Raw genomic sequence first — 26,169 nt, forward strand, 5'->3', positions numbered from 1 at the left:
CAGTTATTCGGCAGGAGTCCCGCAAATTTCTTCCATCCTTTAAGGATTACTGTAAAAAACTCTGAAGGATAAACTAGTTATGTTTAAGATTATGGTTCGGGGTGGGACCAAACCACCCCTTTAGTCGACAAACTGAAAAAAAACACCCTAAGGGTGTTTTTTTAGTTTCTCTCAATAATCTTCTTTATCAATTAAAGGGCACATTCTTCAATTTCAAATCCCAGGTCTTCGATGATTCCCCAGTCCGCTGTGGGTTCTTGACCAGCTGTCGTTAAATAGTCGCCAACGAAGATGGAATTGGCTGCATAAAGTGCCATGGGCTGCATGGAACGGAGATTGACCTCCCGGCCGCCGGCCAGGCGGATTTCCTTACTTGGATTAACGAATCTCATCATCGAAATCAATTTCAGGCATTTAGTGGGGGTCAGCTCGGAAGTTCCCTCAAGCGGCGTTCCGTCAATTGCATTGAGAAAATTACAAGGAATGGAATCTGCATCAAGGCTGCGTAAGGATAGAGCGATTTCCACCGCTTCCGCCTCAGATTCGCCCATTCCGAAAATGGCTCCAGAGCATGGGGACATTCCGGCTTCTTTCACAGCTTCCACTGTATCTACCCGGTCTTCATATGTATGTGTCGATGTAATTTTACTGTAGTTTTCCTGTGATGTATTCAAGTTGTGGTTATAGCGATGAACGCCTGCTTCCGCTAGTTTACCGGCATGTTCCTCATTCAGGAAACCTAAACAGCAGCAGATTTTAAGATCCGTTGTTTCGCGGATTTCTTTTACTGCATCAATGACATGATCGATTTCCCTGTTGGTCGGACGACGGCCAGAAGCAACGATGCAATAAGTACCCGCTTTCCGGCGAATGGATTCTTGCGCTCCCTCGACAATCTTTTCTTTAGTCAGCCAAGCATATTTATCGATTGGGGCTTCCGACACGATCGACTGCGAGCAGTAGCCGCAATCCTCGGGACATAATCCTGATTTCGTATTGATGATCATATTCAATTTTACCTTTTTCCCATAATGATGTTTACGTATGAGATAGGCTGCATTCAGAATTTCCAAAACCTCTTCGTCTGGGGCTTGGACGATGGATAATGCCTCTTCCTCCGTCACTTTATATCCTTTGATAACGTTCTCCGCTAACATCTTCCAATCCCTTACCAATGTTTCCAAACCTATCCCTCTTTTCTTTTATTGTGTGCCGAATCGCCATTCCTTGAAAAGGAACATATCCTGTTCCGGTTCTCCGCACATAAAACGGAAGATATCCAGTAATAGACCCGCTTCCTGCAACCTGCTGCTCCAGCCGCGAGTTTACCTAAACCACTTTTCCCTCCAACCAATCGGTTGCATGTGCACCATCAGCCTCAATGGGCAATTAACATTTAGCAGTATCAATGGAGTGATAATATTTGTTAACCTAAAATATATTAAGTTAACATATCGTTAGAATAATAACATACAAACAAAATATTATTCAATGGCCTTTTTTCAATATTTTCCTAGTTGTCCTATAAATCCTAAGAAAACTGGCATTTTATATGTTAACCAAATAACAAATTAGTTGACATATAAAATAGGAATCAGGCAAACTAATAGTGGGCATTCTGCCAGCACTTTCAAAAAAGGGGGTTAAAAACTTGAAAGCAAGGACGATTTCTTATGTGGCCCTTTTTACCGCGTTAACTGCCATTGGCGCCTTTATTAAGATACCTATCCCTTACATACCATTCACGCTGCAAATTCTGGCAGTCTATTTGGCAGGCGCATTGTTGGGGCCCCGGCTTGGAATGCTCAGTCAGTTATGCTACGTCTTGATCGGACTTATCGGGGTGCCCGTGTTTGCTGAAGGCGGGGGATTCGGCTATATATTCAAACCCACTTTCGGCTATTTGCTCGGATATATACTGGGAGCCTATGTAAATGGATGGCTGATCAACCGGTTTTCCCTCGCCACGATTCGTTCCATATTCTTTGCTAATGCCGCCACTTTGCTGACCGTTTACCTTTTCGGCTGCATCTGGCTGTATGGTGCGATGAAGTGGATTGTGGAAACGCCGCTTTCCATCAACCAAACGATTCTTTACGGCTTCTTGTTACCTGTACCCGGTGATTTAATGCTATGCATTCTATGTGCTGTCATCATTCAGCAAGTACGCCCGCGCATTGCAAGATATATAAACGTAAAGGAGCTGAATCATCCATGGGCCAAGCCTACTTTATAACCGGAACTGGCACGGATATTGGAAAGACCGTCGTCACGAGTGCACTCTATCTGTCACTTCAAACATTGGGAAAAAGCGTCACGATATTCAAACCATTTCAAACTGGAATCAATGAGGAAAATCATACATACCCGGATATATCTTGGTTTGAGAAGGAACTCGGTGTAAAGGAAGCTGGGTTTTACACACTGGAACCCGAAACCTCCCCACATTTGGCGATTAAATTAACCGGCAGTCTCATCGATGAGAAGAAAGTCGTGGAAAGGGTTCATGAACTTGAGGAAATGTATGACATCGTATTAGTCGAGGGCGCTGGAGGATTGGCTGTGCCGCTTATTGAACGAACGGAAGGTTTCTATATGACGGCCGATTTCATAAGGGATTGCGGGATGCCTGTCCTCTTCGTATCCACAAGCGGTTTAGGGGCGATTCATGATGTCGTGACGACCCATTCTTATGCCCAAGTCCATGATATAAACGTGAAAACCATTTTGTATAATCATTACCGGGCAGAAGATCGGATTCACCAAGACAATATCGAAACCATTGAAAAGCTGACTGGGCTGAATGGCCTCGCCTGCATCCCGACACTGGCCGATGTTAGAAAAGACTTGAGGATCTGCATCCTTGATTTGCTTGGTGATCAAGTATATACCCAACAACTGAAAGAGGTGTTCGAAGCATGAACAGTCAGGATTTAGAACAATGGGATAAGGAATATGTATGGCATCCGTTCACACAAATGAAAACGTATCGGGAAAGTAAACCGCTTATCATCGAACGCGGCGAAGGCAGCTACCTGATTGATGTGGATGGCAAACGCTACCTCGATGGCTATGCTTCATTATGGGTGAATGTTCACGGGCATAACGAGCCGGAATTAAACGGCGCCCTAATTGAGCAAGTGAATAAAGTCGCGCACTCGACGCTGCTCGGATCTGCGAATGTACCATCGATCTTACTGGCGAAAAAACTGGCAGAGATCACTCCTGGTCCTTTATCGAAAGTCTTTTACTCCGACACGGGATCAGCCGCTGTGGAAATCGCCCTTAAAGTCGCTTATCAATATTGGCAGAATATCGATCCCGTCAAGCATCGGAATAAAAACAAATTCGTCTCCCTTGACGAAGCATACCACGGTGATACTGTCGGTGCCGTGAGTGTGGGCGGAATGGATCTATTCCATAGAATCTTTAAGCCCCTCTTATTTCAACGGATTTCAGCCCCTTCACCATATGCCTATCACATGACTGAATATGGAGATCCAGAAGCAGTGAAAAACCATTGCTTGAAGGAACTGGAGAAGTTACTGCAGAAACAATCCGAGGAAATTGCAGGATTGATCATTGAGCCGCTCGTGCAGGGAGCAGCAGGTATCATTACCCATCCCCTTGGCTTTTTGAAAGAGGTCGGGCAATTATGCAAAAAGTACAATATCCTCTTAATTTGTGATGAGGTGGCTGTAGGGTTCGGTCGCACCGGTACGATGTTTGCCTGCGAACAGGAAGACGTCGTACCCGATATCATGTGTATGGGTAAAGGGATCACTGGGGGATATATGCCACTCGCCGCCACCATCATGAACGAGCAGATCTTTCAATCCTTCTTGGGAGAACGGGAAGAACATAAAACCTTCTATCATGGTCACACCTATACAGGAAATCAGCTTGCCTGTGCCCTGGCCCTGAAGAATATTGAGCTAATGGAAAGCCGCAATCTCATTAAAGACATCCAGAAAAAATCAAAATACCTATCACAAAGACTGCAAGCGCTATACGAACTTCCGATAGTCGGCGATATCCGCCAGCGCGGCTTCATGATTGGAGTGGAAATCGTTAAAGACCGCCAAACAAAAGAAACGTTCACCCTCCAAGAGAATGTCGTTTCCGGAATCATCCATACAACACGGGAAAATGGCCTGATCATCCGGGAACTTGGTCCAGTCATCACGATGATGCCGATCCTTTCCATGTCAGAAAAGGAACTCGATTTCATGGTCGAAACCGTCTACCATGCCATTCAGGAAGTCTCCATTCATAAAGGATTGATCCCAGCAGCAAACTGATACACAAAGAACCGGAAGAGTAGCGCTCATCCGGTCCTTTCCTTTCTTAGCTTCATTAACATATGAATTATACCGAAGATATCACACATCTTTGGCTATTCATGAAGAGGCAGATGTTGAATCCTAGAAAGAAATTAAGTGAAATAAAGGACAGAGGTGGACCCCCATTTTGCCCCAGCTTTTCTAATCGCTTGTACGATTTGGATGTTGATTTCCGCTTCAGGCACTCGCTTTCCGCGGGCGGTCGGGGAGCCTCCTCGGCGCCTTGCGCCTGCGGGGTCTCCCCTTGACGCGCTTTTCCCGCAGGAGTCTCGTCCCTTTCGTTCCAATCAACTTTGTTTTGAAATTTTAGGTAAACCCTTTTTGTCTACAGTATATTGGAACTTGTACAAAGAACGTTGATTTCCACTCCATGTACTCACTTTCCGCGGGCGGTCGGAAAGCCTCCTCGGCGGTATGCGCCTGCGGGGTCTCCCTTAGGCGCGCTTTTCCCACAGGGGTCTCGTACCTTTCACTCCAATCAACTTTGTTTTGTAATTTTAGGTAAACCCCTTTTGTTCTACAGTCATTAGGGCTTGTACAATGAGCGTTGATTTCCACTCCATGCACTCGCTTTCCGCGGGCGGTCGGGAAGCCTCCTCGGCGCCTTGCGCCTGCGTGGTTTCCCTTAGGCGCGCTTTTCCCGCAGGGGTCTCGTACACCTGTTCCAATCAACTTGGTTTTAGAATTTAGATAGAACCCCTATCCAACAATATTAAAATTTTAATTTACCTCACCTTTACGTTCGACTTTTGTTTTCTTCACGCACGCATCCAAGAAAATGGCCACTGTCGGCAGTCTTTTCATTCTAATATACAAGAGGAAATTTACTTATTATGGTATTATTCACTTAATGAATTTGAGGAGGTTACAAAATGATGTTGGGAGTCCCCCTCCTGGTTGCTTGCGTCCCTGGAATGCTAGTAATACTTTTAGCGTGGTGGTTTAGGAAATTACATTTATCTTTATTTGTTAGGCTTTTACCAGGCATATTAACCTTTATAACTTCAATTATTTTGTTTTACATCGGTTTTGTGAACATCAGAGGGTTTGAAGGAGCTGGATATGGAATATTGGCTTTCTTTTTACTTCCCTTTGCAATTGCGGCTTCAATTATTGCGAGCAAAAACAAAGGTGTACAAAGCTAAAATTCAGTTCAAATACTATGAAAGCAGGAATATATTCAATGACTAAAACAAATAAAACCAATAAGAAAACCATTGGTGAAATGGCAAATAGCCGAATGCGCTGGGCGTTTGACCCCTCCACCCGTATTGTTAAAAACAAAAGAGGAAAAGGTTCTTACAACCGGAAAAAAGAGCAATCCTATAAAGGATGCTCTTTTTTTTCATATTCGCTTAGTTCTTTATGGTAACCGTATCATTTCTGAAATTCCACTTCTCTCTTTTGGAATCTATCAAGTTGAAAATTAGTTTATTACGGAATCACTAGATATATAGTGAGGAGGTAATGATAAAAAGGTATAAGATGTTCGTAAACCCTGCATTAATTATTCTTTTGGGTATTTCTTTATTTTTCAGTATGATTGTACCAAATGTTCAAGCAGCTGCTCAAATGTCTTCATTTTCTAACAAAGTTAATGGATTAACTCTTGCTGTTGGTTGGTTTAATAAGTATATAGGTACAGGTATGGGTGTTTTCGCAATAGGACTAGGTATTTCAACTTCTAAATGGAATAATGCCGCTGCAGCTGGAAAAAAAGCTAAGCAAGACCATTGCGTTAAGCGGAATTGGAATGGATACTCAGCTCGTTCCATAGCAAGATATTAGGAGGGTTCAAATGAAAAATAAATTGTACTTAGGTATTCTATTTTCGATATATTTCATTTTAGGATATTGTATTTTTTTATCTTCGATATCGAGCCCATTCCCAAGATTATTTTATTTTTTGTCTTAGTGTTCACTGTGGATCCTATTAAAAAAAAGTTAAAGGTTTGAATCACGACCTCAAATAAAAATCGATATAGCACCCATTCGAGAATTTTCGAGGGCACGAAAAACGAAAAAAAGATGACCCCGTTATTTCGGAGGTCATCTTTTTTAATGGGTTAGCGAATGCCTTTCATGTAACCTTGAATCTTTGGTGATAAGGCCATCAGAGCCAGTCCAAGGACTATAGAAGCAACACCGATCACTCCAAAATAGGCCATTTCGGTTTGAGGTGTGTAGAATCTGACGATTTGTGCGTTCAGTGCTTGTGCTGCTGCACTTGCCAGGAACCATAGACTCATCGTTTGTGCCGAGAATGCGGCTGGAGCCAATTTTGTAGTTGCTGAAAGTCCGACAGGAGATAAACAAAGTTCTCCAAGCACTACAAGGAAATAGCTAAGTACTAGCCATAGCGGATTGACTAATGCGTCTGATCCACCGAAATAAACAGGAAGCAGGATCACCAGGAATGATAAACCGGCGAACAGTAGACCTATTGAGAATTTTTGAGGAATGGTCGGCTGACGCTTTCCTAATTTAATCCATAACCATGCGAATACTGGTGCAAGGGTAATGATGAACAAAGGGTTCAAAGATTGGAACCATGCCGGGTTTATTTCCAATCCTGCAAAGTTCAACTGTGTCCGTTTGTCTGCATAGCTTGCCAATATTGTAGCACCTTGCTCTTGAATCGCCCAGAACATGACAGCTGCTATAAACAAAGGAATATAGGCAATCAAGCGTGAACGTTCAACAGAAGTCGTTTTCGGGCTGCGATACATGAAAATGAAATAAAGGGTCGGAATTACGATTCCTAGAATACCTACAAGATTAATAAAAGTTTCAATTGTTAAGATGCCTGCAGAAGCAGTGATGCCGATGATGGCAGCTATGATAAGTGCGGCTATCCCCAATTTAGTGAATACTTTTTTCTTTTCATTCTGTGATAATGGATTAGCAGGAAGAGTTCCAGCCAAGCCCAGGTTCTTTTTCTTTGTTGTAACAAAGACGATGAGTCCAATCAACATACCAATTGCTGCAAGTCCAAATCCAAGATGGAAGCTGTAGTCCATTCCGACTGTACCGACAACAAACGGCGAAAGGAATGCACCCATGTTGATACCCATATAGAATATACTGAAACCGGAATCCCGGCGTTCATCATTTTCTGCGTAAATTTCCCCAACAATGCTGGAAACATTCGGTTTTAATAAACCAGTACCCAGAACAATGAGTACCATGGAAACAAAGAACATGGAAAGACTGCCTGGTACAGCAAGGACAATATGCCCGAGCATGATCAAGATACCACCGTAAAATACGGCTTTTGAAGTCCCGAAAATCCTATCGGCGAGCCATCCGCCAATAATACCTGACATATATACTAAAGATCCATAGATGGATACAAGGGCAAGGGCCGTCGTTTCATCAAGGCCTAGTCCCCCTTTAGAAACTTCGTAATACATATAGTAAACAAGAATGGCCTTCATGCCATAATAGGAGAAACGCTCCCAGAACTCAGTAAAGAAAAGGGTGAATAATCCTTTAGGGTTTCCAAAAAAACCTTTTTGAGGTACACTATCCACAATTTTCTGTTTATTTATCGTTGCCATACCTAGCCCTCCTTTTATTATTGTATAATAACTTTAATTTTCACTATTGTAAACAAATATTTAGTATATTTAAATAATTAATTTCAATATAAATAGAAGTGACTTTCCACCATGCAAGCAAAAGTCCGGATTTCGCACTAAAAAACAGTCCATATAATCTAATAGAAAGCGGTCATCAATGATATATTGCCCTAACTTTCCCCATGGTATTACGTTTAATATCACTTTGGTTGCCATGCACTTATTAATGAGTATAGTAAATGGAAAATTTTGAAATAACCCCACCACAACCGTTCTATTCACCGTATAATAGATATAAAAAAAGAGGAGGCACCATAATGTTCGGGATCATAACCGTGGTGATGATTTTTTCCATCCCTATAATCGCCATACTGACAAGCCATTTCGAAAAACAGTCAAAAACCAAACACAAGATGCTGCAAGTTGAACTGGAGCTTGAAAAACTTAAACATGAAAACTTCCTTATGGAGACGGAAAAAATGAGGCTGGAACTGGACCAGATGAAATTCGAACAAAAAAGAGACGAACCAAGGTTACTGTAAGTAAGTAACGTGGTTCGTCTTTTTTGTGCCGTTTTAAAAACCTTCCGCCCGTCATAAGAATTACAATAGGGCCGTTTTAATGGATATATTGATCGCCAACAAGAAGGTCTGACAGCACCTTTGTCGGGATGATGAACTCGACGGCCCCCATGTACCCCGGCGCAGCTTCATAGCTGTTAAAGGCGATGACTAGCTTGCCATCTTCATTTATATAAAAGTTTTGGTTTTCATCGATGCCTTTAAAAGCAGTAAAATCATCATCTTCCACCCAATATATCTTTTCCGGGTCTTCAGCCATCTGCCGCTTCATCTGTTCCTTGATGTTCTCGCTGATCACCTGAAGATAGCGATCATTTTTAAATAAGCTATTTAGCGTTAACAGCACTTCGTTTTTCTTGTCGACTGTATCGAATTGACTTTCTGTAGAACTGGACGCCTGAATCGTATCCGTATAACGCTGTACGGATAATATCGTTTCATTATCCGTCAATATCACATATCCGCTTTCCACCGAGATATTGCCCTTTTCCCCTTCCTTCAGTTTTGACATGGAATCCGTGAATTCCTTATAAAGCTGCTTGCTTTCCGATAAGTATTTATCATTCAAGCTATCTTCGAGCTGTTTATTCTCGAGACCGGATATTACAGGCGTTTTGATTACTGCCGAAGAATTATTCGCTTCTTCTTTCCATTCGACGAAGGTAATCACTTTGATGACCTTCTCGACTATCGGTATATCACTCATGGCTTTCGCCGCTGCCGGACTGATGTTTACGGAAGCTGTCAGAATCAGGAGCGCTGCAGCCGCTGACACGAGGATATTCCTGCCAACCCTCGGCTTCTTCCTTGGCTTTTCATTCAAGGCTGCTTGAACGACATCATTCAATTCCTTTGGTATCGGTATTTTAAGATATTCTTCCCGCAGATCTTTTAATTTTTTTTCCATCTTTTCGTTTCCTCCCGTTCAGTCATGTTGATCCGCAATAGTTGCAGCGCCTTATATAATCTCGTTTTAATCGTGCTTACGTTTTCTTCCAGCACTTCCGCTATCTCGTCCAGCTTCAGGTCCTCAAAGAAACGGAGGACGACTACCGTTTTGTACTTGACTGAAAGTCCTTCCAGGGCCTTTTGCAAATCCAGGTCAGGATAGTGATCCTCCTCACCGCGGCGCAAGTATTCTATTGTTTCATCATCGGCGACGGTCAGTTTCTTATTCTTCCGCAAAACATCCAGTGCCGTTCGGACGATGATCTTATATAACCAACTATCTATAGAAGCGGCGTCTTTGATTTTGCTGCTGGAGGCTAGCGCTTTCCTGATTGATTCCTGCACGATATCCAGGGCATCCTCTTGGTTTTTGACATAGTAAAAAGCAAGTCTGTACAAATTCTCTTGCCTTTCGGTTATCCGGGCCGCGATTAATTGATTCATATCTGGGTTTTTCATTACATGTTAGAGCTCCTTACATTTAAATTACGTATCCTAGGTACAAAGAATAGACGTTGGTGCAGCCATAAAAGTTTGAAAATGAGCAAGGAAAAATATAAATATAAAAAAATGAAATTTTTTACAAACTTTTAAGGCTTTTGGCGCGTCTATATAGTAGAATGATTATCGAGGTGGAGTGCATCATGAGGAAATTAAATTATAAAAAAGTCTTTATTTTTCTATTATGTCTAACAGCTGCTGTAGGAACGCTGGGGTTAGCCATTAAAAGCCTTGCTTTTGATAAGAAGAGAACCGTTTCGGCCTATACAACTGATAAAAATTACCCAGAAGCCGATATTCAAACGTATGTGAAAGATAATACGAAAGGCGGGTATTCAGCAAGCAGGCCTGTTCTGCATTTAGAAAATATCGACAAGCAGCTAGAAGCCTACATAAAGAAAGAAATTAAGGATTATGAAAAGAAATGGAAAGCATCCGACGGAAAAGCTTCCGAGCTTAACCTCACCTATACGATCCTCCATTTCAGCCAACAGACCATTACGATTTCCTTCGATAAATATGAGCAAGTGGAAGGAAAGAAGCAGTCTGGAACCCAGATCTTCACTTATGATATTCCATCTCAGCAAAAGCTCTCTATAGAAGACATCTTTGCCACGGATACTGATTATTTATCCGTTTTATCCGATATTGTTTTTGAAGAGTTAACGCAGAAGGAAGAAGAAGGCATTTCAAACAGTCTCATTAAAAAGGAAAACAAACTGAAGGCAGCCAACTTCAATTCTTTTTCAGTCTTTAAAAATACGCTCATTTTCTACGTTAAGGCTGATGATTCAACCAAGACCCATACAATAGCCATCAAGAAGGATCTTTTTAAAGATAGTTTGCTAGATTCATATCAAAGTCAAGATTTGAATGAGGATCGTGTAAAGGAATGGCAGCCGAAACATATCGTCGCCAAACTGCCCGTGCAAAATGAATGGATCGACCCTTCTAAAAAGGTCATTGCCTTGACGTTCGATGACGGGCCGCATCCAAGTCATACCATGTCCATTCTGGAAGACCTGAAAAAATTTGATGGTCACGCGACGTTTTTCGTACTTGGAAGCCGCGTACAGCATTATCCGGAAGTTCTGCAAAAAATGCTGCAGGAAGGAAATGAGATCGGCAACCATTCATGGGATCATCCGCAGCTGACGCGCTTAAGCAAGAACAAAATCGAAGATCAAATCGAAAAGACCCAAGACGCTGTAAAAAAAGCTACAGGTACTGAGCCGAATCTCGTCCGTCCCCCATATGGAGCGATTAACCATAATGTTCGGGAATTCATGGAGGATATGAAAGTCTCCCTTTGGGATGTCGATCCAGAGGATTGGAAAGAACGCAATGAAAAGAAAATCGTAAACAAAGTGATGAGCAAAGCCAAAGATGGCAGAGTCATATTAATGCATGATATCTATCAAACTAGCGCCCAGGCTGCAGGAAAAATCATTAAACAACTGCATGACCAAGGTTATCAACTTGTCACTATTTCCGAATTGGAAAAGGTAAAGAAAGACCGTGAACTTTCCGGAATCACCATAAGTGAATAATCAAAAGGAAAGAGCCTGTTTCGTGATTCGGAACAGGCTCTTTCCTTTTAAATGAAATAAGCAGACCTTTGATCATATAGCAAAGGCCTGCTCATTTCATCATTCACCCAAGATCTACATTATGATAAACTTGTTGAACATCTTCCAGATCTTCCAATGCATCAATCATTTTTTCGAATTGTGCTTGTGCATCTTCCGGAAGGGTTAAGTCATTTTGTGCAAGCATCGTCAGCTCTGCCACTGTAAAATCGCTGATTCCTGCATCCTTGAATGCTTGTTGTACAGCATGGAATTGTTCAGGCTCGGCATAAACGATGACACTTTCTTCTTCTTCAATGATGTCACGTACATCAACATCCGCTTCCATTAACAGTTCAAGAACATCATCAGCCGTTTTACCTTCAATCCCGATGACAGCCGTTGCATCGAACATATAAGCAACAGATCCGCTGACACCCATATTCCCGCCATTTTTCCCGAATGCGGCACGTACATCGGAAGCCGTCCGGTTCACGTTGTTTGTCAATGCATCCACGATGACCATTGAACCATTGGGACCGAATCCTTCATAACGAAGTTCGTCATAGTTTTCTTCCGAACCGCCTTTGGCTTTTTCAATCGCACGGTCAATGATCGCTCTTGGAACATTGTACGTTTTCGCACGCTCAAGTACGACCCTTAATGCCTGATTGGATTCTGGATCTGGTTCGCCTTGTTTTGCCACTACATATATTTCCCGTCCGAACTTAGCATAAATCCGACTAGTATTAGCATCTTTTGACGCTTTTTTTTCTTTAATGTTATTCCACTTACGACCCATTATATTCCACTCTCTTTCATCATTGATATATACGAATAGATAATTAAGATACGGCCCTATGAGAAAACCCACAAGGGGAATTCCTTTGAAGATAGGCTATACGTTTACTAGATTATATTATACATCAATTGTATAATTTTGAAAAAGTCCTGCACATCCCTCACTGGCATCTATCGGTACTTTGCGCCATTTTTCATGAAATGCTATGGAAAACATCAGTAGTGGTATAGTATGAAGTGATCGGAAAGGAGAGATGATCCATGAAGGACAACCAAATCATCATCGGGATACCCGGTAAATGGAAGGACCGGACAGAATTGATTCAAACGGTCGCTTCCCAAAGCGAAGGGTATCTGTTAGCCGGGAATGTTTTTCATAACAGTGATAAGAACATTACGTTTCAGGCGGAGATCCATGATTATGAACCCACTTTAAAAGAGAGCTTTTCTTACGCCAGTAAAGACGCCTTTTCAGAGAATGCATTAGAGGAAATCAATGGCCATACCTTTACCGTTTATATAATAGCCGATGTATCCGATACCGGAACTGTTATCGATTTGATCGATGCCGGGGCAGCGATCCTCAAGGCAGGCGGAATGGCAGTGAAAATAGAAACGGCTGGAATTGCCCATTCAAAGGAAGATTGGCAGCATCTACATCATAGCCCGGATATTCTCTCGGTATATGCCCATTTTGTCACGATCATCGGAGAGGAAGACTATTATTGTTCTTTCGGAATGAAAGCCTTTGGTCTCCCGGATGCCGTGACACTTAACACAATGAGTCCGAAAGAGGCGGCTGCCCTGCTTAACACATTCAATTATTACCATGTAGGTGAACGGCCTCTCTTTAAGAATGGCGAAACCTTTAGCATTCAGCAAGATGCACCCGACTTTATATTGACGGGCCTTCAGGACTTTAGATATGAAGAAGACCATCCCTTCTACAACCCGTTTGGGTTATGGAATTTAGGGACAAGTAAATAGGGGAGCGATCCGCTCCCCCCTGACTGCAGGCAAATAAAGCGAGTGCCTGCAGTTTTTTTATTTTAAAAGTATTCCAGTCGATTTCGGAAATCAACGACCTAGTCTTAATGATCGTCAGGAATGAGACCCTCCGAACTTCCTTTTTTAGACACTAGGGGTTCAACCGAGTTTTTCACGTTTTTCTTCTGCATGTTCCTTCTTCACGAGGGACATGCCGCTCGCTTGGTATTTGAGGATCTTTTGAATGACCGTGCCTAGATGCGCTCCAGCTTCAACAGGGGGGATCCCTCCTTTATGGATGTTGGAAATGACCATCCTCTCCGCTTCAATGGTGCCCAAACGTGGTTTATAGCAAATGTAAGCGCTCAATGATTCAGCACTGACAAGACCGGGGCGTTCACCGATCAACAGGACAATGACCTCAGGTCCAAGGATTTCACCGATATCATCCATCACGGCAACCCGGCCCTTTTCAATATAAAAAGGTGTACCCGTATCCAGACCTGCCACTGCCAAAGATTGTTTGAAAGATAAATAGACGTCCTCGACATTTTCTTCGATCGCCTTGGCACTTAAGCCATCGGAAATGATGATTTGGACCGTTGGGGCCTTTATGCATTTGGCTTCTATGACCCTCTTTGCTTCATCCGAAAGCTTCCTGCCATAATCCGGACGCCGTAAATAGACTTCCTTATCATCGGCCTTCGTTTTCACCTTGAATAAATCCAAGCGCTTCAAAAGAAAATCACTGACTTCACCATATACAGCATCGACGGCCGCGGCATGGTCAAAACGGAATTTCAGCCAAGAATCCGTTTTCGGCCGGGTCCCTGACCTGCCTACCCCTATCCTCGCAGGGGTTTTCGCTATCATGGCATCCAAATCTTCCTTATTATTCATTCCCATATCATCCACTCCTAATGGTTAAATATAGTTGGATCACCGGCACGCTTCGTTAATTTTCCGTTCTCCATAATCCCCATCTTCTCCAGCCATGCTTCATATAATGGGGCAGGCCGCTTATCCATCGTTTGTCTCAAAGTCGCTATATCGTGATAACTCAAAGACTGATAGTTTAACATGCAGTCATCCCCCATCGGAGTTGCGATGATGAAATTCACACCAGCCGCCGTTAAAAGTACACCCAAGTCCTCGATATCATTTTGATCCGCCTTCATATGATTCGTATAGCAAATATCCACCCCCATCGGCAGTCCATGCATTTTCCCCATGAAATGATCTTCTAACCCGGCCCGGATGACCTGCTTGCTGTTATATAGATATTCAGGTCCGATGAATCCGACGACCGTATTGACAATGTACGGGTCAAAATAACGGGCAAATCCATAGTTCCTGGCTTCAAGCGTCACCTGATCGATACCGAAATGCGCTTCGGCCGATAACTCGGAGCCTTGCCCCGTTTCAAAATAAAGATGCTGCGGGCCTGTGCCGGTGCCATAGGCCTTTGCGATCTCATTGGCTTCTTCGAGCAATTGTACGTTAATTCCAAAAGAGCGATTGGCCGTTTCCGTTCCGGCTATGCTTTGAAAGATCATATCAGCAGGCGCCCCCTGCTGAACGGCCTTCATTTGCGTGGTCACATGCGCAAGCACACAATTTTGGGTCGGGATGTTCCATTTCTGGATGACATCCTGTGTTGCATGAAGCAGCCGCTTTACGCTTTCGACCGAATCATCGACAGGGTTGATTCCAATGAGTGCATCCCCGATTCCATAGGAGAGGCCTTCTTTTAAAGAAGCCAGCATGCCATCGACATTGTCTGTCGGGTGGTTAGGCTGAAGGCGCGAAGCAATCGTTCCTTTGTATCCGATCGTGCTATTATTCTTGGTGAGCACTTCGATTTTATTGGCTGCATGGATAAGGTCGAGGTTCGACATCAACTTGGCTGCCGCTGCAATCATTTCACTATTCAAGCCCCTGCTTAATCGCTTTAAGTCCTCGCCTGTCGTTTCGTCACTCAAAATATATTCACGCAGTTCGGCAACGCTCCAATTCTTCACAGATTGATAGATGGTTCCATTGATTAGACCGTCTATGATCCGCGACACCTCATCCTCTTCCGGGGAGAGCAGGGGATAGTTCCTGATGTCCGCCAAAGTCAATTCGCTAAGCACCGCTTTCGCAGCAATCCGTTCTTGAACGGAATGTGCTGCAATTCCCGCAAGCCTATCTCCTGATTTCTCTTCATTCGCTTTGGCCAGGACTTCTTTCAACGATTTGAATTGATGGATTTCCCCAAAATATTGAGTGGATAATTTCATCGTATGATCCTCCTTTTCCTAACTGTGGAAGGTTATCGTTTTTACTACAACCGGAACGACCCCTGTCCGCAGCAGCCTTCCTATATCTAAATAATCACCATGTTCCACTTCTGTCTGATCAATGCAGATGACCGGCAAATCTGGTTGATTCGCTAGAATGGTTTGACCAAGTGCCTTTCCGTAATCACTATCCATGACAATGATCAGAGGCTGCTGCCGATTCGGTTTTTGCTTCAGTGCCTCGGTAAAAGCGACTGCGAGCCGGTGAATGTCCCGAAATGATTGATAAGGTAAATTCGTTAAATAAAAGGCAAAATTCAGCCCCTCCTGCAAAGCGTCATATATTGTGATCGCATGCTGAACAGCTTGTGCCATTTTCGCGGTTACATCATCAAGCACGCCATGAAAATCGACCCGATAGACTGGAATATTACGGACTGGCAGATGAGAATCATTCACTTCGATGGTTGCTCCGCTGATTTCAGTTGTATGTGCGCCTGCTCCAAGTACAGTCGCCCGAACCGTTTCAACGGGATGTTCCCACTCCCATGCAGCCAATTCTTCACTTTCTTTGATAGAGGCGGCAAGCATCATGCCGATATCCCGGAAGCTTTCGTCCTTCCGTTCTTCATGATAGATGCAATCACTGACACCGCCCGAGAACATCAACACGTCTATTCGTCCTGTCCAAGATGGCTCCTTCGCAACTAATAGGAGTTCATCTTCTTTTGTGAAGGAGCCAGCCAAAAACCTCGAAAGCACCTTCACCATTCAAAGGAGAGTGCCCTTTTGATTTCAGCCATTTTCCTATTGAAGGAGCAACCCTCACCCTCGCTCCTTCCCACTCCACCAAACGGCCTCCTATATGCAGTGTGCAGGTTCCGCAAAGCATGCCTGAACGGTATACGGCAATATTCGCGGTCCCCCCGCCAATGTCTATGTTCGCTACAGTCTTTCTTGTCTTGATGGAATGCTGATAGGCGCCGGACCCCTTGGCGGCAATGATCCCCTCCAAATCCGGACCGGCTGCCGCTACAAGGAATTCCCCCGCCGCTTTAGATAACCGGTACACCATTTCTTCTGCATTTTGTTTGGTTGCCGTTTCCCCAGTGATGATGACAGCCCCTGTTTGTATGCTTTCGATCGTGATTCCTGCTTTTTGGTATTCACTTTCCACCATTCTTTGAACAGCAGGTATGTCAATTACCGTCTCGGATACAAGCGGGGTCCTGAAAATGGGACTTCGATACAGAATTTCCTTATCGGTAATTTCGATTTTTGGCACCTGTCCGCCACCCGCCACATTCCTAAGCGAAAGCTCGCTGATAACAAGCTTCGTCGTACTGGTGCCAATATCAATTCCTGCACTGATGATTCGTTCCACCTGTTCATTCATTAAAATCACACCCCAGTTTTACACCACTTGGATTTCATTGCTGTTTTCTTCCTCGTTTTTCGTTTTATATTCATTTATGCCGATAACTCCTGCTGCACGATCCTTTTCTTCTAATTCCAAAGCTTTCGGAACGGACAGCCAGTAAGCAAGACCGATTCCAATCGCTCCGGCAGATAGCTTACCGACAATGATCGGTAATATTAAGGAAGGCTGAAAGTTGGCTGCGAATGATAAATGATCACCCAATAGGAAGGCCGCACACACAGCGAAGGAAATGTTTATGACCTTATCCTTCGGCGGCATTTCTTTAACAAGCTTGAACATTGCTAATATATTGGCTACCGTGGTTAATATTCCTGCACTCCCGGCTTTGCTCAACCCGATTTTCCCGCCCATCGCTTCCAATGGCTTGCCTGCATATTTTTGAATCAGGTAAATCATTGGAAATGCACCTGCCAGCATTATCCCGATATACCCCGCCGTTTCCAGGGCACGGAATTGGTCTGCCTTATCGGCCATGATCGGATGGAAACCCCAAGCACCAAATACTTTGGAAAACAATCCTGTGAAAATTTCCACGATCGAAAACACGAGTACAAGTTTAATCGCAGCATCCAATATTTTTCCAAACCACATGAAACCTTTGATCATCAAATCCGGCAGGAAATAAAGACCTAACGCGAGCAAGACCACAAAAATAAGAAGCGGGGAAAGGTTCAGGGCAATTTTCAAATAGCTCAACGCGAATTCGTATGTAGAATCCGCATTCGTGGAAATCACTTCGCGGATTTTCGAATTCGTCGCCACCACCAGCGCGCTTGAGATAAAAGCGCCAATCGGAATCGTCAGGATTCCTGACATGACACCAAGTGCCATGTATTTATGATCACGCTTCTCCAGCATCGCAAGCCCCATTGGAATCGAGAATACAATCGTTGCCCCGGACATAAAGCCGACAATCATCGCCATGATCCAGCCTTCATAGGATTCCTTCAGCTCGGCCGCTAATTGGTAACCCCCCATATCCGTCGCCAAAATCGTTGTTGCGGCGAGGGCTGGATCTGCACCGATCGCAGCGAAAACCGGGCCGCATACTGTATTGATGGACCAAGATAAATAAGGGATCGAGGCCATGATTCCAGCTGCCGGGATAAATATATGGCCAACGGTATGCAAACCTTCCATGAACTGTTTCCCCAAGCCCTGCTCACTGTCTTTAATCGATGCAATAGCACCGACAACGGCACACACCATAATGATATAAATAACGAATTTACCTACCATCTCCATACATATTCCCCCTGAATTCCGATTTGATTTGGCCTATCGACTTAAAAAAAGGTATAAAAAAAGACGCCTCTTATAGCCCAAACTTAGGTTTTTCGGCAGAAATGCCTGCCTACAACCAATTTGGTCCATCAAAGCGCCATTGCTTCATCTATTTACTTGTTTTTGATCATTTGCAATGATTCGACGTGCCACCGTCTCCATGGAAAGCTGCTTATCCATACTAAGCCTTCTCAGCTTATTGTAAGCGATTTCTTCGGTAACATTCTTCCTTTTCATGATGATTCCTTTTGCCTTTTCAATGACTTTGCGATTTGTGAGCGTTTCATCCAATTGAGCATTTCGTTCCTGATACTTCTTTGTATTGGCTGCTTGCAGCAAAGCTATCTCCACTGCCGGAATCAGATTGGCCTCCGTAATTGGCTTTACAAGATATCCGACGATGTTCGCTCGCTTCGCCTCGTCGATATATTCACGCTGGCTGAATGCAGTTAAAAGCAGGACAGGAATCTGAAAGGTATTGGATATCACATCGCTAGCCTTAAGCCCATTCATTTTCGGCATTTTGATATCCATCAAAACGAGATCCGGCTGCAGTGCATGTGCCAATTCAATCGCCTTCTCCCCATTACGGGCATGTCCAACCACATCGAAGCCTGCATCCTTGAGCATGATCGTTATATCAAGCAGAACAATCGATTCATCCTCCACGACCAAAATCCTCTTGACCACTTCTCCCACCTACCTCTTGTATGGAAATCTTACAGAAGCCAGGGTACCTTCTTTAATCCGCTGAACCGAAAACTCCCCATCCAAATCATTTTCCACCGTCATGCGGATGATATCCAGCCCCAAAGAAGGTTTCACTGCAGGTGAATATCCGATGCCATCATCTCTTACTTGAAGTTCCAATTCAGGGCCATCCTTTTGCAAGCATACGGTTATGTTCCCTTCCGTCCCTTCCTTGAAAGCATGTTTCACACAATTATGAATGAGCTCATTCACCACCAGCGCGACCGAAATGCCAATGTCGGAATCAATCGAATGATGAAGCTCACCACTATATTCAATTCTTAGGCATTGTCGGGCTTGCCCCTCCGTATGAACGATCATATCGCCTATTTTTCTAATAAGCTCCAGCAGATCCACATGATCGACCTGACTGCTTGCCAAAATGATTTCATAAACCGACGATATGCTTAAAACCCGGTTCAAACTGACCAATAAATGGGGCTTGCTTTCTTCAGGGGCTCCTAACCTCATTTGCAGCCGAAGCAAACTGGCCACTGTCTGCAAATTATTCTTCACCCTATGATGAATTTCACGAATCGCTACTGACTTGCTGATCAGCTCCCTCTCTTTATCCCGCAGTTCAGTCAGGTCCCGGATGATGATGAACGTTTCATTGGAATTCTTGTTGCCCAAATGGAACTTCTTTAGTTGGATAATCTTTTTACCAATGTTCATTTCCTTCATCAAAATGTCCTCTTTTGAAGCAAGAACATCCGCAAAGCCAGGAAAGTAATCGAAAATCGATTCACCTAAAACACATTCCGTCAAACATATTTCCGATACTAAATTAATGGCAGCAGGATTCGTATAAACAAGTCGGTTTTGGTTATTAATCAGGAAAATGGACTCTTCGATAAATTCAGGAACTAAGGAATTTTGTTGATCTTGCCTATCAAACTGATTGAAAGATACAGGTTCTTCATGAATCACCTTTTCCATGATCAAAACGGAGATGACCCGATTGCATTCCCCCTTGATTGGAACGACACTTTGCTGGACCATCGCTCCCTCTTGAGTCAATGCCCGATTCACGAACATGTCCTTTCCTGTGCGCAATACATAAAATACGGCCGGTTCGAATGCCTCATAAGCAAATTTCCCGACAACCGGATGATCGTAAACCGATTTCACGGAATGTCCGCATGCCTCTGCAACGACAATGGCATGCTTCCCTTCACGCACCGGACAATCAATAAACACATTCGCTTTATTCAAATCGGCTATCAACGGTAAATTCGTTGATAGGTTTTCAAGAATTTGAATATCACTGTCCAATAACTGAGTATGCAACGCACATAAATCCCGGACGGTCATTGTCCGTTCCATAGGCAAAACCCCAATAAACGTTTATTCATGGATATTATTATTGATTATTATAGATATCGCCCCTATTTTTGTCAATATTCAAAATATTCTAATGTAATGTATTCTAACATTAGATAGCGATATTTAAATAGTATTCCCCTATAAAAAAACATCCCTAAATTAGCCCTTTTATCTAATTTGTATTTCTGTTCAACAAATTATTTTCCATCTCCTAATATTTTCGAATTATTCATATTATCTAATTTATCAAATTATTTTTAGTGAATATGAACAATGACAATCCATAATCATTAAATTAATATGTAATAAATAGATACATAAGATGTCACTTAACATAACATCTGCACAAGCATGCTAATAAACTAAAGATGAAGGGGGAAAAATAATGGCATTAGAAAATGATTCGAAAAAAATTCTCAGTATCGATGAAGTGACTAAATTCAAAAAAAAGAAGGTTAATATGCCTCATATTTATGTCATATTATTCGTATTTATCTTCCTTGCAGCACTCGCAACTTATTTCGTTCCTGCTGGTGTTTATGAGCGAATTCCAGGTCCTGAGGATCGATTGACGATTGATCCAAATTCCTATCGACTCGTTGAACAAACACCTATTACTCCAGTAGACTTCATGACAGCTATACCAAAAGGCTTGGTAGCTGCAGGGGAGATCGTTTTTTTCACATTCATCATCGGAGGAATATTTTCAGTACTACGGAAAACAGGACTTATTGAAATAGGAGTGGATAGATTAGCAAGGCGATTTTCTACAAAAAGCATGATGTTAATTCCTATCCTCACAGTAGTATTTGCTATTATTTGCAGTTTGATTGGAACACAGGAATTAAGTTTAGTGTATGTACCTGTCATCCTCCCCCTAATGATTGCCTTAGGATTTGATTCCATGGTTGCCGTATCTGTAGCTTTAGTCGCAACTACCGCTGGGTTCATGACAGGCTTTCTTAACCCCATTAACACTGGGCTAGGTCAAAAAATCGCAGGTCTTCCCCTATATTCCGGTATCGAGCTAAGGATTATCGCTTTTATCATTTTTGTTACTGCAGGGATGGCTTACATTATGCGGTATGCTAAAAAGGTTAAAAATAATCCAAAGTGTAGTTTTGTATTTGATGAGGATCAAGCCAAACGGACGCTATACTTAAATAAGCCTGGATCTGAAATATATAAGGTGAATAAAAAACAGAAAATTGCATTAATATTAACGGTCGGTTTCTTGTTCCTACTCGTATATGGCGTTTTAGCAAAAGGTTGGTTTATGTTGGAAATGGCAGGTCTCTTCATTATCATGGGAATCGTTGTCGGTTTAGTTGCCGGGTTAAACTTATCGGAAATTTGCGAAGGATTTAATGACGGATTTCGAGAAGTTTTGGTCGGTGCCATGATTGTGGGTGTTGCAAGAGCTGTCGCTGTTGTTATGGAGGATGGTCAAGTGATGGACACGATCGTTCATAGTCTAGGTAATCTTGTCGGCGACTTCCCCGCTGTATTTAGCGCTCTTGGCATGTTCATTGTACAAATGTTATGTAGTCTTTTAATTCCCTCCGGCAGCGGTCAGGCCTTAGTTACCATGCCCATCATGGCTACATTGGCCGACATCATCGGTGTTACAAGACAAACAGCCGTGTTAGCTTTTCAGCTGGCAGACGGGATCGGTAATATATTATATCCAACATCTGGCTATTTCATGGCCACCCTTGCCTTAGCAGGAGTCGCCTGGCAAAAATGGGTTCGCTTTTACCTGCCCTTGTTTTTTATCTGGTTCATCTTATCGGGCGCTTTCTTGATCATCGCTCAAACAATTCACTGGAATGGTTAAATTCAAATTAAAGATATTACAAAATACTAAAGCAACGTTGGATTATTACGTTGCTTTAGTTGAATTACAAGCAATTAAATTAAATGAATCCGCCATTGACCCTAATCGTCTGACCCGTAACCCACTGCGCTTGTTCACTTACTAAAAACGAAACTACATTGGCAATATCATCCGTTTCACCTAAACGTCCGAAGGCATTCATTTTTTTCATCCCTTCGATTTGCTGCTCCGATTTCCCTACATTAAACAGCTCTGTGTTAACCGGTCCTGGAGCAATTGCATTGATCGTAATCCCTTTTGGGCCGAACTCTTTTGCCAAATGTCTTGTGAACTGTTCAACTGCCCCTTTTGTACCGGCATACATACTATACGAAGGAAACATCTGGCCTATTACGGAGGTTGAAATATTGACGATCCTGCCTTCCGTCTCCATATTTTTCAAAGCTTGTTGGCAAGCAAAGAATGTCCCCTTGGCGTTCACTGCAAACTGTTTATCAAAGTCTTCTTCCGTTGCTTCGGAAAGTGGTTTATTTATCATCAGTCCCGCATTGTTCACTAAAATATTGATTTTCCCGAACGCTTGGAGCGTTTCTTCGAAGAGATTTATAATTTGGGAAACTTGGCTAATATCTGCTTGGATAGCTACCGCATCCCCGCCGTTCTTCTTTATACCTTCAACCGCTTCATATGCCTTTTGAGAACTGCCTGAATAGTTGATCACCACTTTTGCACCCAAATCAGCAAGCTGTTCCGCTATAGCACGACCAATACCTCTTGATGAACCTGTAACCAAGGCAACTTTTCCATCCAACCGATTTTCCACTCATTTCCCTTCTTTCTTTTCATGATAGGATTTAATAAACATCCTTCCAGTCCATATTTTACCACCTTTCTCCCTTTACCATCTGCCTAGAGTCGCCCTTTATCTCCCATACTCATGAATTCCACCTCTTCTGGTTATAGTAAAAAAGAAAATAACGGAGGAGGTACATTCCATGAAAAGTTCTAAGGAGTTTGTTGAAAGCATTCAAGAGCAGCAAAAAAAGGAAGAAGGCAATATGCGCCGTCAAGGTAATGGGAATCCCGCTCAGAAATTACCGAATAAAAAACACTAATGAAGACAATCTTCAAAAGATCCCAGCCATAATATAGGCTGGGATCTTTTCAGTCTGATGCACTTTTCTTCTTCATCTCTTCGATTTCTTTTGAGAATGTTTCTTCTATCTCTTTTTTATTTCCATATAAAAAGAGATTATCCCCTAATTTGATTTTATACTCGTATAGCTCTTTTCTGATTTTCACCTCTCCGCTTTCAATAAATAAAATATTGATGTCGGCTCCATGTGAAATGACATCAAAGGCTTTGACATCGATGAACTCCGAGTCCTCATAAATATCGATTTCCATGACCACGTCTTCATCTTCTAAAAATAAGACCTCTTCTATCGGGTGTTCCCATAATTCATAATGATTGTACATTTCACTTTTCATCTTATTCGATAATCTATTATTCAGGAATGGAACCTTCACCAAAACGGTTAAAACCAGCAGGATTCCAATAATGATGCTTAACTCCATCAAACGCAGATCATCTGTAAGCAATGTACTGATCGATGAAATGATGACAGCAAGCGAGAATGCACCAAATAAAATTAAGAACATGCTTATTTTCCTTCGAATGGGATGATCGATAATGGATTTTGACTCGTCAGTTGTAAAACCAGTGCCCGTCAGCATGGAAATAACCTGAAATCTTGCCACTGTGCTTTTTAATCCAGTCAATTTCATCAAGGTTACCGATATTTCAATTACAAGAACAATGATTATAAAATAAAGCAGCATAAAAAGTACATTCATCAAAATGATCACTTCCTCATCTATGGTTTACCCCAATCACGACAAAAGAAATCCCATTCGGAGTTCATTTTAAGTTTCCACCAATAGTTGACAAAGCCAAAAAAAACAGTAAGATCCAAAACTTGAATCCTACTGTGTTTTTATCTATATATTTCTTAAATGGATTTCAGCAGCAATTTTTTTAACAGCGGTGTAAATTGCTCTGGCAATTCAGCTACACTCGGAATCATCAGGCGTTCTTTGCCATAGATGTTTTTCATCGTCATCTCTTCACTCTCATCGATGCCTCCATCCGCTAAAAACAGGCCGATGACTTCGATGCCCTTTTTCCTGGCTTCCGAAACAGCAAGGTGTGTATCGACAATGCCATTTTGATCATAATCGCTTGCCGCCGGCTCACCATCGGAAAATACGAGCAAGAAACGGTTTTTTTCGCGCCTTTTCTCCAATTCCATTGTGGCAACCCTGATACTGTATCCGTCGCGGTTGTCTTCCTCTGGCTCAAGCTGCATGATTTTAGCTCCTGAGTTTAGATAAAGAGAATCGGAATGGGACTGGATCACATGGAAGTAGTTCGGCTGATATCCTTCCCTCACTTCATTGGCATCTTCCCAGAAACCCACGATCGAGTGGGGGATCCTTAATTTCTTCAGCACTTCATGAAACAGGACGACCCCCCGTTTCGTTTCATCCATTTTGTTATGCATGGAAGCCGAGCAATCGATAAGCAATGTGAATACGGCATCCATTTCATTAGAATCCTGGTTCTTTTTATAAAAGACCCTTGGATTTTCTTCAAATACAAGCGGCAGTAATTTCTTTGATAAACGGCCAAAAACCAAATCTTTTCTTGGTGCGTTCTTTTTATTTTCCAGCGTCTTTTCAATGGTACTGGAGAGTTTCCTCTTGAACGGTTCGATATCCGCAACAAACTCTCGGTAGCGTTTCTCTTCCGTAAGTGTTGGTACTTTGGCTTCTTTGATTACCTGAACGACGTCTTTATTTTCTTCACCAAATGGATGTTCACCGCTTTTGCCCATATTGGTTTGTTTCTTCTCCAGCGTTTCTTGCTGATTGTATTCCTTTTGTTGACTTTCCCCTGATGAACCCTGGATCGAAGCCAGTGCTTGGTCGGCATCTTCCGCTTCCCGGGCACCTCCGCCCATCAGGCTTGTTTTCGTTCCCTGCTCCAACTCAAATTGGAGAAACGTCGAATTACTTTCGCTGTTCTTGTTCTCCCGATGCCAAGTCGAGAATTTTTCATCAATGAACTCACTTTTTTCTTCGTCTGCATCATCTGTATCATCGTTCAACAGTTCATCATTTCTAGTCAGTTCATCAAATAAGGTATTTGCTTTATACTTTTCCACACTTGCAATGGGGAAAATGAAATATTCATTCATAGTATCTTCGTACCCATCGTTCACACGGAAAACGATTTGCTCACAAATTCTCGTGATATCACTGGTTTTAGTGGCATCAAAGACCGCATGGATGAACGGTTTGAGTTTCTCCAGTTCTTCCAGCTGCCTTTCATTAGCTCTCGGAAAAATCGGATCCGGCCTGTCAGATTGAAGCAGTAAATATATGAGGCAATATAATTCATCCAGTGCAAAACTTCTGGTGACATTCGTCGCCAATTGGCTTTCGAAATATTGTTTAAGGTAAGCCCCCCTTACCGAAAACCATTTCTTCGTGCCTGGTCTTTCTTTCTTCACCAATTCTTCCAATCGCAAATCTTCCAGCAAAGCGAATAATTGGGCTGCAAACTTCGGAAGCGAACTTTCCCCGATGCTGTCCTGGTACTCCTTCATGCTCTGGATTGTTGTATGATGCAGCGTGCCTATCGTTCTAAGAAGCACGTCCGTTTTCAGCCCTGCTTCCTTCACTTCCTTATTGCCATTTTCCCAAAAGTGGCTGGCAGTGACCTTATTCTCGATCAGATCAATGAAGGAGCCATAATTGTATTCGAATTCCAGCTCAGGAATGCCGGATAAAACAGTCGAGAGATCCTGAAGCTGTAAAAAAAGTGCCGTATCTATTATTGAATCATTGAACCGGATATACTTCATGAGGCATTCT

25 protein-coding genes and 1 pseudogene are annotated in these 26,169 nt (G+C 42.7%); 11 read left to right on the forward strand and 15 right to left on the reverse strand.

Annotated elements, in window-relative coordinates:
• Positions 1-191: 191 nt before the first annotated feature.
• Positions 192-1,157 carry a biotin synthase BioB gene (gene bioB / locus ADA55_RS17515; RefSeq protein WP_048686316.1) on the reverse strand — a complete coding sequence of 322 codons (966 nt, stop codon included), beginning with the start codon at positions 1,155-1,157 and terminating at the stop codon, positions 192-194.
• A gap of 494 nt (positions 1,158-1,651) precedes the next feature.
• On the opposite strand from bioB, the gene ADA55_RS17520 reads away from it, so the two are divergent.
• From ADA55_RS17520 to ADA55_RS17550, 6 genes are all read left to right on the forward strand, one after another.
• Positions 1,652-2,236, forward strand: coding sequence for a biotin transporter BioY (locus tag ADA55_RS17520; RefSeq protein ID WP_048686239.1), 585 nt, complete (start codon positions 1,652-1,654; stop codon positions 2,234-2,236).
• The gene (bioD, locus tag ADA55_RS17525; protein ID WP_048686241.1) at positions 2,215-2,922 is read left to right on the forward strand and encodes a dethiobiotin synthase; all 708 of its coding nucleotides are present in this window, start codon (positions 2,215-2,217) and stop codon (positions 2,920-2,922) included. The genes ADA55_RS17520 and bioD overlap by 22 nt, the downstream gene beginning before the upstream one ends.
• Positions 2,919-4,301, forward strand: a complete 1,383-nt coding sequence (gene bioA / locus ADA55_RS17530; RefSeq protein WP_048686243.1) for an adenosylmethionine--8-amino-7-oxononanoate transaminase — start codon at positions 2,919-2,921, stop codon at positions 4,299-4,301. The genes bioD and bioA overlap by 4 nt, the downstream gene beginning before the upstream one ends.
• 914 nt (positions 4,302-5,215) lie before the next feature.
• Positions 5,216-5,488 (forward strand): YesK family protein, encoded by a 273-nt coding sequence (locus ADA55_RS17540; RefSeq protein WP_048686247.1) that lies wholly within the window; start codon positions 5,216-5,218, stop codon positions 5,486-5,488.
• A gap of 38 nt (positions 5,489-5,526) precedes the next feature.
• Complete coding sequence (locus ADA55_RS17545; protein WP_072273676.1) at positions 5,527-5,715, forward strand: hypothetical protein; 189 nt, start codon at positions 5,527-5,529, stop codon at positions 5,713-5,715.
• A 95-nt stretch (positions 5,716-5,810) separates the two neighbouring features.
• On the forward strand, positions 5,811-6,131 hold the full coding sequence (locus ADA55_RS17550; RefSeq protein WP_048686252.1) for a hypothetical protein: 321 nt from the start codon (positions 5,811-5,813) through the stop codon (positions 6,129-6,131).
• 278 nt (positions 6,132-6,409) lie between these two features.
• On the opposite strand, the gene ADA55_RS17555 is transcribed toward ADA55_RS17550, so the two are convergent.
• Complete coding sequence (locus ADA55_RS17555; protein WP_048686254.1) at positions 6,410-7,903, reverse strand: peptide MFS transporter; 1,494 nt, start codon at positions 7,901-7,903, stop codon at positions 6,410-6,412.
• Between the two features lie 338 nt (positions 7,904-8,241).
• Here ADA55_RS17555 and ADA55_RS17560 point away from each other — a divergent pair, with 338 nt between their 5' ends.
• A complete protein-coding gene (locus tag ADA55_RS17560; RefSeq protein ID WP_034310640.1) occupies positions 8,242-8,466 on the forward strand; it encodes a hypothetical protein in 225 nt (74 codons plus the stop codon).
• 76 nt (positions 8,467-8,542) lie between these two features.
• On the opposite strand, the gene ADA55_RS17565 is transcribed toward ADA55_RS17560, so the two are convergent.
• Both ADA55_RS17565 and ADA55_RS17570 read right to left on the reverse strand, forming a co-directional pair.
• Positions 8,543-9,412: a DUF3298 and DUF4163 domain-containing protein gene (locus tag ADA55_RS17565; RefSeq protein ID WP_048686256.1), complete on the reverse strand. Its 870-nt coding sequence runs from the start codon at positions 9,410-9,412 to the stop codon at positions 8,543-8,545.
• On the reverse strand, positions 9,397-9,912 hold the full coding sequence (locus ADA55_RS17570; RefSeq protein WP_048686258.1) for a sigma-70 family RNA polymerase sigma factor: 516 nt from the start codon (positions 9,910-9,912) through the stop codon (positions 9,397-9,399). Before ADA55_RS17570 ends, ADA55_RS17565 begins: the two co-directional genes overlap by 16 nt.
• Positions 9,913-10,097: 185 nt before the next feature.
• On the opposite strand from ADA55_RS17570, the gene ADA55_RS17575 reads away from it, so the two are divergent.
• Positions 10,098-11,504 (forward strand): polysaccharide deacetylase family protein, encoded by a 1,407-nt coding sequence (locus tag ADA55_RS17575; protein ID WP_048686260.1) that lies wholly within the window; start codon positions 10,098-10,100, stop codon positions 11,502-11,504.
• Between the two features lie 103 nt (positions 11,505-11,607).
• Here ADA55_RS17575 and ADA55_RS17580 read toward each other — a convergent pair whose 3' ends face one another.
• Positions 11,608-12,324: a YebC/PmpR family DNA-binding transcriptional regulator gene (locus ADA55_RS17580; RefSeq protein WP_048686262.1), complete on the reverse strand. Its 717-nt coding sequence runs from the start codon at positions 12,322-12,324 to the stop codon at positions 11,608-11,610.
• A gap of 260 nt (positions 12,325-12,584) precedes the next feature.
• Here ADA55_RS17580 and ADA55_RS17585 point away from each other — a divergent pair, with 260 nt between their 5' ends.
• Positions 12,585-13,310 carry a DUF4261 domain-containing protein gene (locus ADA55_RS17585; RefSeq protein WP_048686264.1) on the forward strand — a complete coding sequence of 242 codons (726 nt, stop codon included), beginning with the start codon at positions 12,585-12,587 and terminating at the stop codon, positions 13,308-13,310.
• A 159-nt stretch (positions 13,311-13,469) separates the two neighbouring features.
• Here the strand turns inward: ADA55_RS17585 and eutC are convergent.
• The 7 genes and pseudogenes from eutC to ADA55_RS17615 all read right to left on the reverse strand — a co-directional run.
• Positions 13,470-14,204, reverse strand: a pseudogene (gene eutC / locus ADA55_RS17590) (ethanolamine ammonia-lyase subunit EutC); the annotation flags it as partial.
• Positions 14,205-14,227: 23 nt separating this feature from the next.
• Complete coding sequence (locus ADA55_RS17595; protein WP_048686266.1) at positions 14,228-15,592, reverse strand: ethanolamine ammonia-lyase subunit EutB; 1,365 nt, start codon at positions 15,590-15,592, stop codon at positions 14,228-14,230.
• Between the two features lie 18 nt (positions 15,593-15,610).
• Positions 15,611-16,339, reverse strand: coding sequence for an ethanolamine ammonia-lyase reactivating factor EutA (locus ADA55_RS30645; protein WP_250697431.1), 729 nt, complete (start codon positions 16,337-16,339; stop codon positions 15,611-15,613).
• The gene (locus ADA55_RS30650; RefSeq protein ID WP_226990498.1) at positions 16,311-16,988 is read right to left on the reverse strand and encodes an ethanolamine ammonia-lyase reactivating factor EutA; all 678 of its coding nucleotides are present in this window, start codon (positions 16,986-16,988) and stop codon (positions 16,311-16,313) included. Before ADA55_RS30650 ends, ADA55_RS30645 begins: the two co-directional genes overlap by 29 nt.
• 18 nt (positions 16,989-17,006) lie before the next feature.
• Entirely contained in the window at positions 17,007-18,278 is a 1,272-nt protein-coding gene (gene eutH / locus ADA55_RS17605) for an ethanolamine utilization protein EutH (protein WP_048686268.1), read from the reverse strand.
• A 144-nt stretch (positions 18,279-18,422) separates the two neighbouring features.
• Positions 18,423-19,007 (reverse strand): ANTAR domain-containing response regulator, encoded by a 585-nt coding sequence (locus ADA55_RS17610; protein ID WP_048686321.1) that lies wholly within the window; start codon positions 19,005-19,007, stop codon positions 18,423-18,425.
• Positions 19,008-19,016: 9 nt separating this feature from the next.
• Positions 19,017-20,393 carry a sensor histidine kinase gene (locus tag ADA55_RS17615; RefSeq protein WP_048686269.1) on the reverse strand — a complete coding sequence of 459 codons (1,377 nt, stop codon included), beginning with the start codon at positions 20,391-20,393 and terminating at the stop codon, positions 19,017-19,019.
• Positions 20,394-20,778: 385 nt separating this feature from the next.
• Between ADA55_RS17615 and ADA55_RS17620 the strand changes: the two genes are divergently transcribed.
• A complete protein-coding gene (locus ADA55_RS17620) occupies positions 20,779-22,230 on the forward strand; it encodes a YfcC family protein (protein ID WP_048686271.1) in 1,452 nt (483 codons plus the stop codon).
• A 79-nt stretch (positions 22,231-22,309) separates the two neighbouring features.
• On the opposite strand, the gene ADA55_RS17625 is transcribed toward ADA55_RS17620, so the two are convergent.
• Complete coding sequence (locus tag ADA55_RS17625; protein ID WP_048686273.1) at positions 22,310-23,053, reverse strand: SDR family oxidoreductase; 744 nt, start codon at positions 23,051-23,053, stop codon at positions 22,310-22,312.
• Positions 23,054-23,225: 172 nt separating this feature from the next.
• On the opposite strand from ADA55_RS17625, the gene ADA55_RS17630 reads away from it, so the two are divergent.
• Positions 23,226-23,345, forward strand: coding sequence for a DUF4023 family protein (locus ADA55_RS17630; protein WP_048686276.1), 120 nt, complete (start codon positions 23,226-23,228; stop codon positions 23,343-23,345).
• A gap of 49 nt (positions 23,346-23,394) precedes the next feature.
• On the opposite strand, the gene ADA55_RS17635 is transcribed toward ADA55_RS17630, so the two are convergent.
• Both ADA55_RS17635 and ADA55_RS17640 read right to left on the reverse strand, forming a co-directional pair.
• A complete protein-coding gene (locus ADA55_RS17635; protein ID WP_048686322.1) occupies positions 23,395-24,087 on the reverse strand; it encodes a hypothetical protein in 693 nt (230 codons plus the stop codon).
• 155 nt (positions 24,088-24,242) lie between these two features.
• Positions 24,243-26,159, reverse strand: coding sequence for a vWA domain-containing protein (locus ADA55_RS17640; protein ID WP_048686278.1), 1,917 nt, complete (start codon positions 26,157-26,159; stop codon positions 24,243-24,245).
• Between the last annotated feature and the right edge of the window lie 10 nt (positions 26,160-26,169).

Source organism: Bacillus sp. 220_BSPC, assembly GCF_001054655.1.
Classification (GTDB): Bacteria; Bacillota; Bacilli; order Bacillales; family DSM-1321; genus Peribacillus; species Peribacillus frigoritolerans.